Raw genomic sequence first — 18,015 nt, 5'->3', positions numbered from 1 at the left:
CGAGGTCCGGCGCGGCAGCGCCGCGGACGCACGGAGGGCCCGGGACCACGACGGTCCCGGGCCCTCCTGCGCATCGGCGCGGCCGGTCAGTTCGCCATGTCGACGAAGCGGCTGTAGTGGCCCTGGAAGGCGACGGTGACGTTGGCCGTCGGGCCGTTGCGGTGCTTGACCAGCATGATGTCGGCCTCGCCGGCCCGCGGGCTCTCCTTCTCGTACATGTCCTCGCGGTGGATCATCATGACCATGTCGGCGTCCTGCTCGATCGAGCCGGACTCACGGAGGTCCGACAGCATCGGCTTCTTGTCCTGACGCTGCTCGGACCCGCGGTTGAGCTGCGACATCGCGATGACCGGGACCTCGAGCTCCTTCGCCAGCAGCTTCAGCGCGCGGGAGAACTCCGAGACCTCCTGCTGGCGGCTCTCGACGCGCTTGCCCGACGTCATGAGCTGGAGGTAGTCGATGACCACGAGCTTGAGGTCGTTGCGCTGCTTGAGCCGCCGTGCCTTGGCCCGGATCTCCATCATCGTCATGTTGGGCGAGTCGTCGATGTAGAGCGGGGCGTCGGCCACCTCGCCCATCCGGCGGGCCAGCTTCGACCAGTCCTCGTCGGACAGCGTGCCGGCGCGCATGTGGTGCAGCGGCACCTTCGCCTCGGCCGACAGCAGACGCATGGTGATCTCGTGCTTGCTCATCTCGAGCGAGAAGATGACGGCCGGCATGTGGTGCTTGACGGTGGCCGACCGCGCGATGTCCAGACCCAGCGTCGACTTGCCCACACCGGGCCGGGCGGCGATGACGACCATCTGGCCCGCCTGCAGGCCGTTGGTCAGCTCGTCGAGGTCGCGGATGCCGGTGGGCACGCCGCGGGCGGTGCCGCCGCGGGAGGCGATGGCGTCGAGCTCGTCCATCGTCGGCTGCAGGACGTCCTCGAGGCGCGAGTAGTCCTCGCTCATCCGCTTCTCGGTGACCTCGTAGATCTCCTGCTGCGCGCGGTCGACGATGTCGTCGACGTCGCCCCGCCCACCGGCCGCGCCGTAGCCCAGCTGCACCACGCGGGTGCCGGCCTCGACCAGGCGGCGCAGGGTGGCCTGCTCGGCCACGATCTGGGCGTAGTAGCCCGCGTTGGCCGCCGTCGGCGTCGAGGCGATGAGCGTGTGCAGGTAGACCGCGCCGCCCATCTTGGACAGCTGGTCGGTGCGGTTGAGCTCCGCGGCGACGGTGATGGCGTCGGCCGGCTCACCCCGGCCGTACAGGTCGAGGATGCAGTCGTAGATCAACTGGTGCGCCGGCCGGTAGAAGTCGTTGCCGGTCAGCTGCTCCACGACGTCGGCGATGGCGTCCTTGCTCATCAGCATGCCGCCCAGCACCGACTGCTCGGCCGCGACGTCCTGCGGCGGCTGCCGGTCGTACTCCGGCGCCGTCGCCTGCGGCCGGCTGAAGTCGTCGGCCACCGCCACCTGGGTACCTCCCTCTCTCGGGGCACGCGCGCGCGTACAGACCCCGGCCGCCCGGCCGGGGCCCGGTGGGGGAAGCACCAGGACGCCTCGCGTGCCGCTCGAACACGCGTTCGAGGACATCACTACCCGGAGCCACCGACAGTTCGCGGAGGTCCGGCGCAGGAGACGACGTTAGGAAGCGGGGACGGACCCGTCCAACACCCGTGTGGGCCGCGTTCTGCACAACTTGTGGACAAGTCGGTGGACAGCCGGAGTCGACATGTGGAGACGGGGAGGACACCGGCCCGTCGTGCCGCGGTCCCGCGGGCGTCACCTGCGCCGCGGCCACCCACCGGCTGTGGACACGAGAAAGTCGGCGCGCCGGGGGCTCCGGGCGTGTCGTGTCGTCCCGTCCGGCGCAGCCGTCACAGCCGCCCGGCGGCCGGCCGGGACGCGTCCACGACGGCCGCCGTCCGGGGTGCGTCCGGCGCCGCCCCGCGCCGTCGGGGGGTCCGGGACGACGGAGGACGCGGTCCGGCCCCGGAGACGCCGCGAGGGGCGCCGGACGGGTGTCCGACGCCCCTCGCGGGCGGTGCTGCGGCCTCCTCAGCCGGCGACGACCTCGATGGGGAGGGTCGTCGTGACCTCCGGGTGCACCCGCACGGTGACGGTGTGCTTGCCGGTGGTCTTGATGCTGCTCGGCAGCTCGATGCGGCGGCGGTCCAGCTCCGGGCCGCCGGCGGCCGTGACGGCCGCGGCGACGTCGGCGGTGGTGACGCGGCCGAACAGGCGGCCGCCGTCGCCGGAGCGGGCGGGCACCCGGACGGTCAGGCCGGAGAGGCGGCCGGCCACGGCCTGGGCCTCCTCGAGCGACCGCACCTCGCGGGCGGCACGCGCCCGGCGCAGCGACTCGACCTGCTTCTCGGCACCGCGGGTGGCGACGATGGCCAGGCCGCGGGGCAGGAGGTAGTTGCGGCCGTAGCCGCCCTTGACCTCGACGGTGTCACCGGAGGACCCGAGACCGGTGACCTCCTGCGTCAGGATCAGCTTCATCGTGCTCATGGTCAGCGCGCCGTCGAGGTGTAGGGCAGCAGGGCCATCTCACGGCTGTTCTTGACGGCCGTGGCGACGTCCCGCTGGTGCTGGCTGCAGTTGCCGCTCACGCGGCGGGCACGGATCTTGCCGCGGTCGGAGATGAACTTCCGCAGCAGCGTCGTGTCCTTGTAGTCGATGTAGGTCGCCTTGTCCTTGCAGAACTGGCAGACCTTCTTCTTGGGCTTGCGCACGGGGGGCTTGGGCACTGGGTTCTCCAGGTACGGCTAGAGCGTGGTGAGGTGATGGACCGGCCCCCTCGCAGGGGCCCGCGCCGAGCGGAGCGAGGCGTGGGGAGCGAGGGGGTCCTTTCTCAGAAGGGCGGCTCGTCGGACGGGCCGGCGGGCGTCGACCACGGGTCGCTCGCGCCGCCGCCGAAACCGCCGCCACCGCCACCGCCGCCGAAACCGCCACCGCCGCCGCCACCCTCACCGCGGGAGGCCCGGGTGACCTTCGCGGTGGCGTAGCGCAGTGAGGGGCCGATCTCGTCGACCTCGAGCTCGACGACGGTGCGCTTCTCGCCCTCCTTCGTCTCGAACGAGCGCTGCTTGAGGCGCCCCGAGACGATGACCCGCGAACCGCGGGTGAGGGACTCGGCCACGTTCTCGGCCGCCTGCCGCCAGACGTTGCAGCGGAGGAACAGCGCCTCGCCGTCCTTCCACTCCTGCGACTGCCGGTCGAAGGTGCGCGGCGTCGAGGCGACCGTGAAGTTGGCGACCGCGGCCCCCGACGGCGTGAACCGCAGCTCCGGGTCGGAGGTCAGGTTGCCGATGACGGTGATGACGGTCTCGCCGGCCATGGTCAGTGGACCTCGGGCCGGAGCAGCTTGGTCCGCAGGACCGACTCGTTCAGGTTGAGCTGACGGTCGAGCTCGGCGACCGCGGCGGGCTCGGCCTGGATGTCGACGACGGCGTAGATGCCCTCGACGTGCTTCTTGATCTCGTAGGCCAGGCGGCGCCGGCCCCAGATCTCGGTCTTGACGGTGCCACCGGAGTTGGTGACGACGGTCAGGAACCGGTCGAGGGAGGGAGCGATCGTGCGCTCCTCCAGGTCGGGGTCGAGGATGACCATCAGTTCGTAGTGACGCACGGAGAACCCCACCTCCTCTGGTCTGGGCGGCTGCAGGACGTCTGCAGCAGGAGGGTCGTACACGCGTCGCGCGCCCTGCCTGCCTCGGACGGCACACGGGACGCGCCCCCCGAGGGTACCAGCGCGGCCGCCGGCCCCCGCCGGGGTCAGCGGGAGCGGACCGCCCGGGAGGTGCGGACCAGCGCGGCCGTGCTGCCGGCCAGCGCGACGACGGCGACCGGCGCGGCGGGCGGCAGGGCCGGGCCGGACGGGGCGCCGTCGGCGCTCACCGTGCTGCTCTCCTCGTCGAGCGCGCCGCCGTCGAGCCCGCCGAGCCCGCCGGAGACCGGCACCGCGGCACCGTCGCGGCCGCCGGCGACCCCGCCGGAGCCGTCGGTGCCGCCGCTGCCGGACGCGGTGCCCGACGGGGAGCCGGCCAGCCGCGACGGGTCGAAGGCCGCGGACCCGCCGCCGGAGGGCGCCATCCGCGCCGCGCCGCCGCCGAGGTCGTAGGAGTAGGCGTCGCCGTCGACCCCCCGGGCGGCCGCGGGGGCCTCCGGGGCGGCGGCCGGGGCCTGCGGCGCGGTGGGGCCGGTGGGGGCCGGCGCCGGGAGCGACGGGAGGGAGGGCAGCGGGACGTCCACGGTCGGCAGCCGCGGCAGGCCGACCGAGGGCAGGTCCGGCAGCGGCAGCAGCGTGGTGACGAGGAACGGCGTCGGGACGCCGATCTGCACCGTCGTCTGCCGGCCGTCGTAGGTGACCGGCTGGGTCTGCGGCAGCGTGCTCAGCGCCCGGGTGGTCACGGTGTTCAGCGCGCTCCCGACGATCGAGGTGTTCGGGACGACGACCCGGTACGTGTAGGTGATCGTGCAGGTCAGGCAGGTGGTGTCGAAGCGCTCGGTGACGCCGGCGTCCTCCGGCAGCGGCTCCGGGCCCGACGGCAGGCCCAGCGTGACGTCGGTGAACACCTGCACGGTGACCAGCGAAGGCAGCAGCCCGCCGCCGCCGACCTGCACCGTCTTCGGCTCGATCCGGTTGGTGAAGGTGACCGTCCCGCCCGGGTCGACCGACACCAGCGGCGGGGTGAGGTCGCGGATGTCGACGGTGGCCGACGGGGCGGCGCCCGCGGCGGGCGGCAGCAGGACCGCGCCGCCCAGGACGGCGGCCACCACGAGCGCGAGCGCGGCCAGGAACCGCCGCGCGGCCCGCCGCGTCGTGCCGGTGGCCGCCGTCCCCGTCGTCATCCCCTGCGTCCCCTCCGCCCGCGTCCCCGTGTCACGGCGCACGCCACCACCCGCGCGTGTCCGCCGCCACGTGTCCCAACGAGGACGTGACCTGCGCGATACGGGTGGGTCCCCGTCCGGGGCGGAACTACTGTCGCCGGGGTGGCGGAGCACCCGATCGGCGTACACGTCGGCCCCGGCCTGACCGAGGACAACGAGCTGGACGCGGGCGGGCCGCTGGCCCGGGCCGCGGAGATGGACGCCGACGGCGTGCAGGTCTTCCTCGGCGACCCGCAGGGCTGGAAGGCGCCGCCGCCGCGCCCGGACGCCGAGGACCTGCTGGCCTCCGACGTCGCCGTCTTCGTGCACGCGCCGTACGTGCTCAACGTGGCCTCGACCAACAACCGGATCCGCATCCCGAGCCGCAAGACCCTCGCGGTGCACGCGCGGGCGGCGGCGGCGATCGGCGCCCGCGGGATGGTCGTGCACGGGGGCCACGTGCTCGCCAAGGACGACCCGGCCGCCGGGGTCGACAACTGGCGCAAGACGTTCGCGCGGCAGGCCGAGGACGGCGGCTTCCCGCTGCCGCTGCTCATCGAGAACACCGCCGGCGGCGACAACGCGATGGCCCGCGAGCTCGGCGCGGTGGCCCGGCTGTGGGACGCCGTCGGGGAGTTCGGCGCGGGCTTCGTGCTCGACACCTGCCACGCCTGGGCCGCCGGCTGGGACCTCGCCACCGCCGTCGCCGACGTCCGTTCGACCACCGGCCGGGTCGACCTCGTGCACCTCAACAACAGCCGCGACCCGCACGGCTCGGGCCGCGACCGGCACGCGCCGCTGACCGAGGGGGAGATCCCGCTGGAGCTGCTGCTCGAGGTCGCACGCGCCGCCGACTGCCCCGTCGTCCTGGAGACGCCCGGGGACGCCGCCGCGCACGCCGAGGAGGTCGCGCTCGTCCGCGCGGCGCTGCGCGGCTAGGCGGGCACCCGCCGGCGCAGGGTGAGCCGGTCGGGGGCGCCGTCCAGCGGGCCGCCGGCCGGGTCGTCGACGCCGGGCCAGCTGGTGCGGACGACGTCGCCGTCGGGGTGCAGCACGTCGCGGACGACCAGGCCCATGAGCACCACGACGGCGAGGTCCCGCACGGTCACCGCGAGGAAGAACCACTCGACGCCGACGCCGCGGTCCTCGGTGCCGAGGTACCAGAGCATCCGCACCACCCAGAGCACCGCCTCGGCGGCCTGCCAGAGCAGCAGCGAGCGCCAGCGCGGCCGGGCCAGCACCGCCAGCGGCAGCAGCCACAGCGAGTACTGCGGGCTCCACACCTTGGTGACCAGCAGGAACGCCGCGACCAGCAGGAAGGCGACCTGGGCCACGCGCGGCCGCACCGGGGCGCGCAGCACCAGCCAGCCCAGGCCGGCGCAGACCAGCAGCACGCAGACCGCGACGACGGTGTTGAGCAGCACCGGCGGCGTCCCCTCGGGCAGCGGGCCGTCGAGGAACCGCCCGTCGGAGGCGGTGATCAGGATGTTCCAGATGCTGTCCGGGTCGGCCGGGCGGGCGGTGTTGAGCCGGAAGAACAGCGACCAGTTCTCCGGCGCGAGCAGCGCCACCGGCAGGTCGACGGCGAGCCACGCGGCCCCGGCGGCGACGGCGGCGCGCAGCCACTCGCGCACGCGCCCGGCCCGAAGGCACAGCAGGAACAGCGCCCCGAGCAGCAGCAGCGGGTAGAACTTCGCGGCGACACCGAGGCCGAGCAGCACGCCGGCGAGCACCGGCCGGCTGCGCGCCCACGCCCACAGCCCGCCGGTGGCCAGCGCGACGGCGAACAGGTCCCAGTTCGTGAAGGCGTGCACGAGCAGCAGCGGGGACAGCCCGACCATCGCGGCGTCCCACGGCCGGTGCCCGGCCAGCGCCAGCACCTCCCGGACGAGGAGGAACGCGCACAGGGTCAGCAGCAGGCAGGTCGCCACGTAGTAGGCCTGCACGGGCGGGACCTGCGGCAGGAGACCGGCCGCCGTCGCGAGGTCGCCGTAGGCCCGCCCGAGCAGCGCGGCCAGGGCCGTGAAGGCGCCGGTGAGCACCGGGTACTCGACGGCCGAGTCGAGGTAGGGGACCGCGGCGGCGTCCAGGCCGTGCAGCGTGAACAGCGGGACGGTGTCGGAGTAGCAGAAGTGGGTGTACTGCACCGACCCGGCCCAGTTGCCGTCGGCGCAGGGCGCCTGCTTGAGCCACGCGGCCGCCAGGACCACGGTGGCGTAGAGCAGGCAGATCCGCAGCGGCGTCCAGAACAGCGCCCGGCCGGTCACCGCGTGCCGCCCCCACGGCCCGCCCACCGCCTCGCTGGCCTGCGCGGCGACCGGGTCCGACCACGTCGGCACCACCCGGTCGGGCCGCCCCGCGGGCGCCGGTGGCGGGGCCGCCGGTGCCGGGGCCGCGGACGCCGGAGACGCCGCGGGCCCGTCCGCCGGCTGGTCGGCCGGGGCGGACGGGCCCGTGGGGGAGGAGCTCACCCAGTCAGTCTGCCGGGTGGGGTCAGCCGGTCAGCTGGGGCTGCTGCGCGGTCGTGGGTGCCGGCTGACCGGGTTGCGTCGGCGGCCCGGTCGGCTGGCCGCCCGCCGGGGGAGGGGTGACGGGCGACGGCGGCGGGGTCGGCACCGTGGGCACCGACGGGTCGTTCGGCTCCTCCTCGGTCGTCCCGTCGTCCGGCGGCGCGGTCTCGGTCGGCGTGGCCGGGGTGGTGGGCGTCGGCTCCGTCGTCGGCGCGGACTGCGTCGTCGGCGCGGACTGCGTCGTCGGAGCCGCCTGGGTCTCCGGCGCCGGGACGCCCTCGCCCGTGTCCCCGCGGATGACCGGCCGGTCGGGCAGGTCCTCCTCCGGGGTGCCGGCGAGCACGGTGTCCATGAACTCCTGCCAGATGGCGCCCGGCAGGCCGGAGCCGTAGATGATCGCGCCGTCGGAGTTGCGGATCGGCTGGTAGCCGTCGGTGCCCATCCACACCGCCGTCGACAGCGACGGGGTGTAGCCGACCATCCAGGCGTCGGAGTTGTCGTCGGCGTCGATGCCCTGCGTGCCGGTCTTGGACGCCACCTCGCGGCCGTCGTCGAGCGCCCGGCGCGAGTACTGGGCGACGCCCTCGAGCGCGAAGGTGGTGTCGTTCGCGACGTCCTCGCTCATGACCCGCTCACCGGCCGGGGCGCCGTTCTCCAGCAGGACGGTGCCCTCGCTGTCGGTGACCCGGCTGACGAAGAACGCGTCGTGCCGCACGCCGCCGCTGGCGAAGGTGGCGAAGCCGACGGCCTGGTCGATCGGGCGCATCTCGTACTCGCCGATGCCGATCGAGGAGCCGGTGACCCCGGACTCGGGGGCGGCCAGCGTCGTCTTGTCGTCGAGCAGCGAGCCGGTGGCCGGCCAGGTCTCGGGCATGCCGGTCGCGGCCAGCGCCGTCTCGCGGACGTTCTCCGGGCCCACCTCGTAGGCCAGCCCGTAGAACGTCGTGTTCAGCGAGCGGGTCATCGCCTCGACCAGGGTGCAGGCCGGGCAGGAGGCGCCGCCGGAGTTGCGCACCGGGGCGTCGCGGTCGGGGAAGGTCTGCGGCGAGCTGCCGTCCCGGCGCGAGGTGACGCTGATCCCCTGGTCGAGCGCGGTGGCCAGCACGTAGGGCTTCATCGACGAGCCGGGCTGGCGGCGGGCCTGCGCGTAGTCGACCGCGCCCTCACCGGCGCCGATGTCACCGCCGTAGTAGGCGCGCACCCCACCGGTCCGCGGGTCGACGGCGACCAGCGCCTGGCGCAGCGTCTCCCGCGGCTCGCCGTCCATGACCTCGTTCACCGCGGCCAGCGCCGCGTCCTGGGTGGCCTTGTCGACGGTCGTGGTGATCCGCAGGCCGCCGGCCTGGATCTGCTCCTCGGTGTAGCCGCGCGCCTCGAGCTCGGAGATCGCCTGCGACACGACCAGGCCCTCGGGGCCGGTCGGGGTCCCCAGGGACGAGGACTGCGGCTTGGGCAGCACCGGCGGGTAGACCGACGCGTCGCGGTCGGCCTGCGTCATCCAGCCCTCCTCGACCATCGCGTCGAGGACCAGCCCCCAGCGGTCCTGCGCGCCCTCCGGGTTGGACTCGGGGTCGTAGGAGCTGGGGCTGCGGATCTGGACGGCGAGCACGGCGCCCTGCTGCGGGGTCAGCTGGGCGGCCGGTACGCCGAAGAAGGTGTTGGCCGCCGCCTCGATGCCGTAGGCGCCGCGGCCGAAGTAGATGGTGTTGAGGTAGTTCTCGAGGATCTCGTCCTTCGAGTGGTTGTTGTCCAGCTTGATCGCCAGGAACAGCTCCTGGAACTTGCGGCTGAACGTCTGGTCGGAGTTCTGCAGGATGGCGTTCTTCACGTACTGCTGCGTGATGGTGGAGCCGCCCTGCGTCGAGCCGCCGGTGAGGTTGTTCCACGCCGCCCGGACGATGCCGGTGAAGGAGATGCCCGGGTCGGAGTAGAAATTCCGGTTCTCCGCGGCGAGCACCGCGTTGCGCGCGGCCTCCGAGACCTGGTCGAGCGTGACGTCCCGCCGGTTGGTGTCGCCGAGGCGGGCCATCTCGGTGGTGCCGTCGGCGTAGTACACGACCGTCGTCTGCGACCGCTGCACCGAGCTCGGGTCGGGCACCTCGGTGGTCGCGTAGACGACGCCGACGAAGACACCGAGCAGCACCAGCAGGCCGAGCAGGGTGCCGAGGGCGACCTTCAGCCGGCGGCGGCGCCGCTGCTTCTTCGTGCGCGCCTTCTTGCCGCCGCCGGGCTTGCCGCCCGCGGGACGTGCACCGGTGGGCCGGGAGCCGCCGGGACGCGAGCCGCCGGAGCCCCCCGACCGCGTGGCCGTCGGGCGGCCGCGGCCGGCGGATCCGGAGCCACCGGTCGCCCGGGCGGCCGGCGGGCGCCGCGGCGGGCCGCCGGACGGCCCGACCGGCGTGGTCTCGTCGTGGGGAGGCACCAGGCAGCCCCTCCTCGGGTGTCGGTGGGCGGATCGGGTCCGGCCCAGCGTGGCGTCGTTGGCTGTGGTGACCGGGGAGGACGCGCAGGCGCACCGTCCTCCCGGGACGGGTGTGACGGACGGGTCCGCCGGTGTGCAACCGTGCGCCCGGCGGTCCTAGTCCGTGGCAGCGCGGCGGCGCCGGCGCGGCTGCCGCCCCGGCTCGGGCTCGTTCCCGAGCACGTAGGAGCAGTCCAGGTGGTTCCACCCGCACCCGCGGCACACCTCGACGGTGTACACGGAGAACTCCTCCTGCATGGCGTCCATCCGGGCGAGTTCCGCCTCGGTCTTCGCCTGCCCGGACACGTGGCCCAGCCCCTCACCGTAGACGTAGTTGACCAACGTCAGGCGCTCGCGGCGGCAGACCGGGCACGGGTCGTCGGTCTGCTCGCCGTGGTACCTCGCGGCGCGGGTGAGGTAGGGGCTGGCGTCGCAGACCTCGAACAGCCCGGTGCGGCCGGCGTGCACGTCCGCCAGGACGGCCCGCCTCTGCAGCGAGTAGTCGACGACGGAGCGACGTCCGGGCACGGCCGTCAATGTACGCAGGTCCGCCGGCGCCCGGGCCCGTCGTCACCCCGTGTGCGCGCCCTCCGCGAGTGGAGGAGGGGCCTCGGGTTGCCGACCGGATCACCTCCCGATGTATCGTCTCGATACATCGAACGGCAGGGGCCGACGGGGGGCGAGATGCTCGAGTTCGCCATCCTCGGACTGCTGCAGCAGTCCCCGATGCACGGCTACGAGCTGCGGAAACGGCTCGCGGAGGTGCTGGGGGGCCTGCGCAGCATCTCCTACGGCTCGCTGTATCCCGCGCTGAAGCGGTTGCACGCGGCCGGGTTCGTCACCACCGACGAGTCCGACCGGCGCGCGCCGCTCCCGGCCGACGCACCGCCGCTCACCGGCCGGCGCGGGAAGGTGGTCTACACGATCACCGCGGAGGGCAAGGAGCGCTTCGCGGAGCTGGTCAGCCAGGCCGGTCCCGAGGCGTACGACGACGGCAGGCTCTTCGGCGTCCACCTCGCCTTCTTCCGGCACACCGCCGCCGACGTGCGGCTGCGCATCCTCGAGGGGCGCCGCCGCACGGTCGAACGGCAGCGTGACGGCCTGCGGTCCTCACTGGCGCGGACCCGCGAACGGCTCGACCGCTACACGCTGGAACTGCAACGCCACGGCCTGGACTCGGTCGACCGGGAGGTGCGCTGGCTGTCGGAGCTCATCGACAGCGAGCGGCGCCGGCCCGAGCCGGGGCCCGGCGGTGAGCGCCCGCCGCCCGGCGAGGGGTGAGGCCGCCCCCGGGCGGGACCCACCCCAGCGACACCGCACAACAGGCACCACGGCTGTCCAGCTCGACCGGCAGCCACCGCCAGGACCGGAACGGTCCCGCGACACGGACCACCCGGTCCAGGGAGAGAGGAAACCCATGGGAGCTGTCAAGGTCGCCATCGTGGGCGTCGGCAACTGCGCCGCCTCGCTGGTTCAGGGGGTGCACTACTACCGCGACGCCGACGAGACCACCTCGGTCCCGGGCCTCATGCACGTCCGCTTCGGCGAGTACCACGTCTCGGACGTGCAGTTCGTCGCGGCGTTCGACGTGGACGCCAAGAAGGTCGGCCGTGACCTCTCCGAGGCCATCGTCGCCAGCGAGAACAACACCATCAAGATCACCGACGTCCCGCCGCTGGGCGTCACCGTGCAGCGCGGCACCACCCTCGACGGCCTGGGCAAGTACTACCGGGCCACCATCGAGGAGTCCGACGAGCAGCCGGTCGACGTCGTCGCGGCGCTGCGGGAGTCCGGCGCCGACGTCCTCGTCTGCTACCTGCCGGTCGGCTCGCAGCAGGCCGCGGAGTTCTACGCGCAGGCCGCCCTCGACGCCGGCGTCGCGTTCGTCAACGCCCTGCCGGTGTTCATCGCCGGGACGAAGGAGTGGGCGGACAAGTTCACCGCCGCCGGCGTCCCGATCGTCGGCGACGACATCAAGAGCCAGGTCGGCGCGACCATCACCCACCGGGTGCTCGCCAAGCTGTTCGAGGACCGCGGCGTGCAGCTCGACCGCACGATGCAGCTGAACGTCGGCGGCAACATGGACTTCAAGAACATGCTCGAGCGCGAGCGCCTGGAGTCCAAGAAGATCTCCAAGACCCAGGCCGTCACCAGCCAGGTCGACCGCGACATGGGCACCGACAACGTGCACATCGGCCCGTCGGACCACGTGCCGTGGCTGTCGGACCGCAAGTGGGCCTACGTCCGCCTGGAGGGCCGCGCGTTCGGTGACGTCCCGCTGAACCTGGAGTACAAGCTCGAGGTCTGGGACTCCCCGAACTCGGCCGGCATCATCATCGACGCCGTCCGCGCGGCGAAGATCGCCAAGGACCGCGGGATCGGCGGCCCGATCCTGTCGGCGTCGTCGTACTTCATGAAGTCCCCGCCGGTGCAGTACAGCGACAGCGAGGCCCGCGACGCCGTCGAGGCCTTCATCCGCGGCGAGGTGGAGCGCTGACGCGCTGACCGCGTCCCGCAAGCCGGCAGGCCCGTCCCCCGACCCGGGGGGCGGGCCTGCGGCCTGTCGGGGGCCCGGTGCCGCCGGGCTGCCTACGCTGACCGCCATGCCGCGCCGCCTGCTCGCGATCGCGCTGGTCCTGCTGGCGGTCCTGCTGGCCGGGTGCTCGGACGACCCCGCCGACCGGCAGCCCGGCGACCCGGTGACCGCCGAGGAGGCCGAGGTGCTCGCCGGCCTGCTGGCGCGGGACGCGGAGGAGGGTGGCGCCGACGTCGAGGTCGCCGCGCCCTTCGGCGACGGCGGCCTGCTGCGCCTCACCGGCGAGGTCGACCTCACCGGCTCCGCCGGCCGGGCGCAGGCGGTGACCACCTACGGCGACGGGCGCCCCGACGACACCCGCACGCTGTTCTTCACCCGGGACCGCATCTGGTTCGGCGACGTCCCCGGGCTGGCGGACGCCCTCGCCGCCGCGGGCCTGCCCGACGTCCCGTTCGTCAGCCGCCCGCTGGCGACCGGGCCCGACGCGGTGCCGCTGACCGACGTCCTCGTGACCGTGGTGCTCAACCTGGGCGCCCCCGAGGCCGACGACGCCGCCGCCTTCCGCGGCGGCGAGCACACCTGGGAGGGTCAGCGCTCGGTCGACCGCCGGCTGGCCACGGTGTACGCGGCCGACGCCGGCTGGACGGTCACCGTGGACGACGGCACCGGCCTGCTGCTGCAGTACGTGACCCCGCTGCCCGGGCAGGACACCGAGGTCACGGTGACGCTGTCGGACCACGGGCCGCGGACGATCGCCCTGCCGGAGGACGGGCAGACGGTGGACGCGACATCGCACCCGGAGGTCGCGGCGGCGGTCGGGATCTGACGGAGGACCTCGCCGCCCCACTCGCGGGCTCGCGGCGGGACCCTGCGGGGAGGCCGCTCCGGCACCTCACCGGGGCCGGGCACGGAAGAGGGGGCGGCCTCTTCCCCAGACCGCCCCCTCCGAGGTCATTCCTACCAGACCTCGCCGGGGCGCGCGCCCCGGACCGCGCTCCCGCGGCGTGTCAGTTCGCGGAGGGGTCGGCCGGTGCCGTGGACAGGACCGCCAGGCGGCCGGTCTGCCGGGCGAGGACCGCGCGCCACAGCTGCGGTCCGGACAGCTCGCTGAGCACGTCGCCCGGGGTGCCGGGCACGCACGCCCAGGCACCCTCGGCGACCTCGGCGGCCAGCTGGCCGGGCGACCAGCCCGCGTAGCCGGCGAACACCCGCAGGCCGGACAGGCCGCTCTCCAGGGTTCCCGGGTCGGCGTCGAGGTCGACGAGGTGGACGTCGCCGGCCACCCGCCGCAGCCCCTCGACCTCACCGGCCGCGCCGGGGGCGCTGGCCAGGCACAGCGCGGTGTCGGTCTCGCACGGGCCGCCGACGTGGAAGACGCCCGGCTCGACGGCGAGGTCGCACCAGCCGGGCAGCACGTCGCGGATCTCGACCTGGCTGGGCCGGCCGAGGACGACGCCGAGCGTGCCGCTGTCGTTGTGGTCGAGCACGTAGACCACGGTGCCGGCGAAGTTCGGGTCGGTCAGCCCGGGCATGGCCACGAGCAGCGAGCCGGGGACGACGTCGTCGAGGGTGCCGGTGGACAGCCGCGGCACCGGCGGACGCCGTCGGCCCGTGACCCGCCGGGTGGGCGGGCCGGACTCGGGTTCGGGTGAGGGCACCGGAGACATCCCGTCCAGTGTGCAACAGTCCGGGCCCCGGGGGAGGGCGGGCGCGCACCGTAGGGTGAGCCGGTGACGCGGGCCGCTGCGACCGTGCGGCTCCTGCTCGGCCGGGAGGACTTCCGCCGGCTGCTGGCCACCCGGCTCCTGGCGCAGTTCGGCGACGGCGTCTTCCAGGCATCGCTCGCCGGGAGCGTGCTGTTCAACCCGCAGCGGGCCACCGATCCGCTCGCCGTCGCCGCCGGGTTCGCGGTCCTGCTGCTGCCCTACTCGGTGCTGGGCCCCTTCGCCGGCGTCTGGCTGGACCGGTGGAGCCGCCGGCAGGTGCTCGTGCACGCCGACGTGCTGCGCGCGGGCCTGGTCGCCGTCGTCGCGGCGCTCGTGGTCACCGGGGCCGGCGGCCTGCCGCTCGCCGTCGCGGGGCTCGCCGTCTTCTCCGTCACCCGGTTCGTGCTGGCGGCGCTGTCGGCCGGGCTGCCGCACACCGCCGACGCCGGTGCGCTGGTGACGGCCAACGCGCTGTCGACGACCTCGGGGGCGGTGGCGACCGTCGTCGGCGGGGCGGCCGCGGTCGGCCTGCTGCAGATGGCCCCGGCCGGGGACGCCGGCTACGCGGCCGTGACGCTGTCCGCGGCGCTGCCCTACCTCGCGGCCGCGGCGGCCGTGGCGGGCTTCTCCCGGGCGCACCTGGGTCCCGACACCGCCACCCGGTCGGCCCGGCTCACGGCCCGGCAGGTGCTGCGCAGCATGGCCGACGGCGTCCGGGACGTGGCCGCGCACCCGCCGGCGACGGCGGCGCTGGTGGCCGTCTCGGGGCACCGGGTCTGCTACGGCGTGCTGACGCTGGTGTCGCTGCTGCTGTACCGCGGCCCGCTGGCGGAGGGGTCGGGGCCGCTGTTCCCGGGCGGGCTGGTCGGCCTGGGGCAGGTGGTGGGCGCCGGGGCGGTGGGCACGCTGCTCGCGGCGCTGGTCACCCCGGCCGCGGTGCGCCGGCTGGGCCGCCGCCGGTGGACGGCGTCGCTGCTCGTGGCAGGCGCGGTGCTGCAGCCGCTGCTCGGGCTGACCCTCGCGCCGCCGGGGATCGTGGCCGGCGGGTTCGTGCTCGGCTTCGTCGCCCAGGGCGTGAAGGTGTGCGTCGACACGACGCTGCAGGAGGTGCTCGCCGACGACGTCCGCGGGCGGGTGTTCTCCGTCTACGACACCCTGGTCAACGTCACCTACGTCGCCGCGCTCGTGGCCGGGGCACTGGTGCTGCCGGCCTCGGGGGTCTCGGTGCCGGTGCTGGTCGCCGTCGGCGCCGTGTACGGGCTGACCGCCGTGGCGTTCCTGCGGCGCGGCGCGGAGCCGGCGCGGGTCTAGAGGTCCGGCTCGCAGGCGCCGCGGCCCAGCTGCGCCAGGCCGGCGAGGTCGCCGGGGCCGAAGTCCACCTGGCCGTCGTTGCGCGGGGCCATGAGCTCGGCCGGGTCGTCGACGTGGTCCAGGCCCAGCACGTGCCCGAACTCGTGCATGAGGACGGCGCGCACCGCGGCCCGGCCCTCGGGGGACCCCGCGGCGCCACCGGCCCAGCCGGCGTCGATGGTCACCGCGCCGGTGACGAACACCCACGGCCCGCCGGCCGCGGCGGCCGCCTGGCTGCCGCCCAGGCCGGCCACGGTGCCCCCGAGGCCGGGCACCTCCTCCGGGGTGGCCCAGCTGACCAGGACCGGCGCCCAGCGGTCGCCGTAGCGGCCGGGCTGGTACACCGCCCGGTCGTCGGTGTACCCCTCGTCGGTGGTGCCGTCGGAGACGAACCGCAGGCCGGTGGCGGCCGACACCCGGGCCAGCGCCTCCTCGACCAGCCCGGCGGCGCCCGGCGGCGCGCCGTCGGGCCGCATGACCCAGTGGACCGGGCGGCACGGGTCGTAGGCGACCGGAGTGACGCCGTCGGCCTGGTGCTCGACGAACTCGAAGGTGCCGCCGACCGGGGCCGGCGGCGGCGTGCCGAGCGGGGAGCCCGCCGCCTCGCGCCCGGGTGTGGGCCGGTCCACCGGGACCGCGGGGCTGGCGGCCACGGCGGAGCCGGAGGAGGACTCCCAGGGCCACGGGCGCGGGCCGGCCAGGACCGCGGCGCCCAGGCCGAGCGCGAGCACCAGGACGACGGCCAGCACCCCGCGGACGGCGGGGGAGCGGCGGCGCGGGGGCGGCGGCCCGCCCTCCCAGGCGCGCCACGGCAGCGGGTCGGCGGGGCGGCCGGCCGTCTGGTCGAGCACCCACTGCGGCACGCGTCCGGTGGGTGAGGCGGGGAGGCCGGGCGGCGGCTCCGAGGGCCACCCCGGGGGCCGCTCCGAGGGCCACTGCGAGGGCCACTGCGAGGGCCACTGCGAGGGCCACGGCGCACGCACGGCACGCCCGTCCTGCGTTCCCCCGTGCACCCGTTCCCCCGTTCGCGGTCCGGCCGTCCGTCCTACCGGCGGACGCGGGGCGCGGGGAGGGGCGCGGGCGGAGGGCACACCCGAGCGGGGGAGTCAGGAGCGGGCGGCCCACCAGGCGCGCAGCTCGGCCTCGGCCTCGTCGGGCCCGAGCGGGCCGCGCTCCAGGCGGAGGTCCTTGAGGTACGTCCACGCCTCGCCGACCTCGCGGCCTGGCGGGATGCCCAGGATCTCCATGATCGCGTTGCCGTCCAGGTCGGGCCGCACCCGCGCGAGGTCCTCGGCCGCCGACAGCTCGGCGATCCGCCGCTCGAGGGAGTCGTAGGTGGCCGAGAGGGCGGCGGCGCGGCGCCGGTTGCGGGTGGTGCAGTCCGAGCGGACCAGCTTGTGCAGCCGGGACAGCAGGTCGCCGGCGTCGGTGACGTAGCGGCGCACCGCGGAGTCGGTCCACTCCCCGCGGCCGTAGCCGTGGAACCGCAGGTGCAGGAAGGTCAGCCGGGCGACCGCCTCGACGACGTCCTTGGGGTAGCGCAGCGCGGTCAGCCGCTTGCGCACCAGCTTCGCGCCGACGACCTCGTGGTGGTGGAAGGAGACCCGGCCGCGCGGCTCGTGCCGGCGGGTGGCGGGCTTGCCGACGTCGTGCAGCAACGCCGCCAGCCGCAGCACGAGGTCCGGCGACTCCGCGTCCGGATCGGCCTTCTCCAGCGCGATCGCCCGGTCGAGCACGGTCAGCGAGTGGGAGTAGACGTCCTTGTGCTGGTGGTGCTCGTCGATCTCCATCCGCAGCGCCGGCAGCTCGGGCAGCACGACGTCGGCCAGGCCGGTGGAGACGAAGAGCTCCAGCGCCGCGCGGGGGCTGTCCTGCAGCAGCGTCTTGGACAGCTCCGCCTGCACCCGCTCCGGGGTGATCCGCGCCAGCTCCCCCGACATGTCGGTCATCGCGCGGACCACGTCGTCGTCCGGGGTGAGCCCGAGCTGGGCGACGAAGCGCACCGCGCGCAGCATCCGCAGCGGGTCGTCGGCGAAGGAGTCCGCCGCCGCGCCCGGGGTGCGCAGCCGGCGGGCGAGCAGGTCGCCGAGGCCGCCGAACGGGTCGGTCACCGTGCGGTCGGGGCCGAGGGACACCGCCATCGCGTTGACCGTGAAGTCGCGGCGGGCCAGGTCGTCGGTCAGCGAGTCGCCCCACGCCACCTCGGGGTTGCGGGACTCCCGGTCGTAGCGGTCGGCGCGGAAGGTGGTGATCTCCAGCCGGGTGCCGCGCACCTCGGCGCCCACGGTGCCGAAGGCGATGCCCTGGTTCCACGTGGAACCCGCCCAGCCGCGCAGCAGCCGCAGCACCTGCTCGGGCCGGGCGTCGGTGGTGACGTCGAGGTCGCCGGGCGGCGTCGGCGCGCCGCTGCCGGCGGCCAGCAGGGCGTCGCGCACCGACCCGCCCACGAGGTGGGCCTCGAACCCGGCCGCGGCGAAGCGTTCCCCCAGCTCCACCAGCACGGGCGAGACCTCGACCAGCTCGCGCACGGTCTGCTGCACCGCCGGCGGGACGTCCACGGCGGCCGGACGACTCTTCCGCTCCCCGGACACGAC

Annotated in this window: 17 protein-coding genes; 5 read left to right on the top strand and 12 right to left on the bottom strand. The window is 75.0% G+C overall.

The window, feature by feature from the left end; translation table 11 throughout:
• Nucleotides 1–86: 86 nt before the first annotated feature.
• From dnaB to ACI79Z_RS18740, 6 genes are all read right to left on the bottom strand, one after another.
• The gene (dnaB, locus tag ACI79Z_RS18765; protein ID WP_456903469.1) at nt 87–1,451 is read right to left on the bottom strand and encodes a replicative DNA helicase; all 1,365 of its coding nucleotides are present in this window, start codon (nt 1,449–1,451) and stop codon (nt 87–89) included.
• Between the two features lie 591 nt (nt 1,452–2,042).
• Nucleotides 2,043–2,489, bottom strand: coding sequence for a 50S ribosomal protein L9 (gene rplI, locus ACI79Z_RS18760; RefSeq protein ID WP_456903468.1), 447 nt, complete (start codon nt 2,487–2,489; stop codon nt 2,043–2,045).
• An 11-nt stretch (nt 2,490–2,500) separates the two neighbouring features.
• Nucleotides 2,501–2,737 carry a 30S ribosomal protein S18 gene (gene rpsR / locus ACI79Z_RS18755; protein WP_073422051.1) on the bottom strand — a complete coding sequence of 79 codons (237 nt, stop codon included), beginning with the start codon at nt 2,735–2,737 and terminating at the stop codon, nt 2,501–2,503.
• 104 nt (nt 2,738–2,841) lie between these two features.
• Nucleotides 2,842–3,327 carry a single-stranded DNA-binding protein gene (locus ACI79Z_RS18750; protein WP_387988607.1) on the bottom strand — a complete coding sequence of 162 codons (486 nt, stop codon included), beginning with the start codon at nt 3,325–3,327 and terminating at the stop codon, nt 2,842–2,844.
• A 2-nt stretch (nt 3,328–3,329) separates the two neighbouring features.
• Nucleotides 3,330–3,617, bottom strand: a complete 288-nt coding sequence (rpsF, locus tag ACI79Z_RS18745) for a 30S ribosomal protein S6 (protein ID WP_387988608.1) — start codon at nt 3,615–3,617, stop codon at nt 3,330–3,332.
• Nucleotides 3,618–3,763: 146 nt separating this feature from the next.
• The gene (locus ACI79Z_RS18740) at nt 3,764–4,840 is read right to left on the bottom strand and encodes a hypothetical protein (protein WP_387988609.1); all 1,077 of its coding nucleotides are present in this window, start codon (nt 4,838–4,840) and stop codon (nt 3,764–3,766) included.
• A 141-nt stretch (nt 4,841–4,981) separates the two neighbouring features.
• Here ACI79Z_RS18740 and ACI79Z_RS18735 point away from each other — a divergent pair, with 141 nt between their 5' ends.
• On the top strand, nt 4,982–5,797 hold the full coding sequence (locus ACI79Z_RS18735; protein ID WP_456903467.1) for a deoxyribonuclease IV: 816 nt from the start codon (nt 4,982–4,984) through the stop codon (nt 5,795–5,797).
• Here the strand turns inward: ACI79Z_RS18735 and ACI79Z_RS18730 are convergent.
• The 3 genes from ACI79Z_RS18730 to ACI79Z_RS18720 form a co-directional block, all read right to left on the bottom strand.
• A complete protein-coding gene (locus ACI79Z_RS18730; RefSeq protein ID WP_456903466.1) occupies nt 5,794–7,197 on the bottom strand; it encodes a glycosyltransferase family 87 protein in 1,404 nt (467 codons plus the stop codon). The genes ACI79Z_RS18735 and ACI79Z_RS18730 overlap by 4 nt on opposite strands.
• 154 nt (nt 7,198–7,351) lie before the next feature.
• On the bottom strand, nt 7,352–9,790 hold the full coding sequence (locus tag ACI79Z_RS18725; protein ID WP_456903465.1) for a transglycosylase domain-containing protein: 2,439 nt from the start codon (nt 9,788–9,790) through the stop codon (nt 7,352–7,354).
• 156 nt (nt 9,791–9,946) lie between these two features.
• Nucleotides 9,947–10,357 (bottom strand): DUF5318 family protein, encoded by a 411-nt coding sequence (locus ACI79Z_RS18720; protein ID WP_387988613.1) that lies wholly within the window; start codon nt 10,355–10,357, stop codon nt 9,947–9,949.
• Between the two features lie 156 nt (nt 10,358–10,513).
• On the opposite strand from ACI79Z_RS18720, the gene ACI79Z_RS18715 reads away from it, so the two are divergent.
• The 3 genes from ACI79Z_RS18715 (at nt 10,514) to ACI79Z_RS18705 (ending at nt 13,191) form a co-directional block, all read left to right on the top strand.
• A complete protein-coding gene (locus tag ACI79Z_RS18715; protein WP_387988614.1) occupies nt 10,514–11,110 on the top strand; it encodes a PadR family transcriptional regulator in 597 nt (198 codons plus the stop codon).
• 136 nt (nt 11,111–11,246) lie between these two features.
• Nucleotides 11,247–12,326, top strand: coding sequence for an inositol-3-phosphate synthase (locus ACI79Z_RS18710; protein WP_387988615.1), 1,080 nt, complete (start codon nt 11,247–11,249; stop codon nt 12,324–12,326).
• Between the two features lie 106 nt (nt 12,327–12,432).
• A complete protein-coding gene (locus ACI79Z_RS18705) occupies nt 12,433–13,191 on the top strand; it encodes a hypothetical protein (RefSeq protein WP_387988616.1) in 759 nt (252 codons plus the stop codon).
• A 181-nt stretch (nt 13,192–13,372) separates the two neighbouring features.
• Here the strand turns inward: ACI79Z_RS18705 and ACI79Z_RS18700 are convergent, their stop codons facing one another.
• On the bottom strand, nt 13,373–14,023 hold the full coding sequence (locus ACI79Z_RS18700; protein WP_387988617.1) for a YqgE/AlgH family protein: 651 nt from the start codon (nt 14,021–14,023) through the stop codon (nt 13,373–13,375).
• Nucleotides 14,024–14,095: 72 nt separating this feature from the next.
• Between ACI79Z_RS18700 and ACI79Z_RS18695 the strand changes: the two genes are divergently transcribed.
• Nucleotides 14,096–15,382, top strand: coding sequence for an MFS transporter (locus ACI79Z_RS18695; RefSeq protein WP_456903464.1), 1,287 nt, complete (start codon nt 14,096–14,098; stop codon nt 15,380–15,382).
• Here ACI79Z_RS18695 and ACI79Z_RS18690 read toward each other — a convergent pair.
• Together ACI79Z_RS18690 and ACI79Z_RS18685 are read right to left on the bottom strand one after the other, a co-directional pair.
• The gene (locus tag ACI79Z_RS18690) at nt 15,379–16,284 is read right to left on the bottom strand and encodes a matrixin family metalloprotease (protein ID WP_387988619.1); all 906 of its coding nucleotides are present in this window, start codon (nt 16,282–16,284) and stop codon (nt 15,379–15,381) included. The two genes, ACI79Z_RS18695 and ACI79Z_RS18690, sit on opposite strands and share 4 nt — an antisense overlap.
• A gap of 243 nt (nt 16,285–16,527) precedes the next feature.
• A complete protein-coding gene (locus ACI79Z_RS18685) occupies nt 16,528–18,012 on the bottom strand; it encodes a CCA tRNA nucleotidyltransferase (protein WP_456903463.1) in 1,485 nt (494 codons plus the stop codon).
• Nucleotides 18,013–18,015 lie beyond the last annotated feature (3 nt).

The organism is Geodermatophilus sp. SYSU D00663, assembly GCF_054050655.1.
Note: the sequence above shows the minus strand (reverse complement) of the source record. Positions and strands in the feature narration are given on the sequence as shown.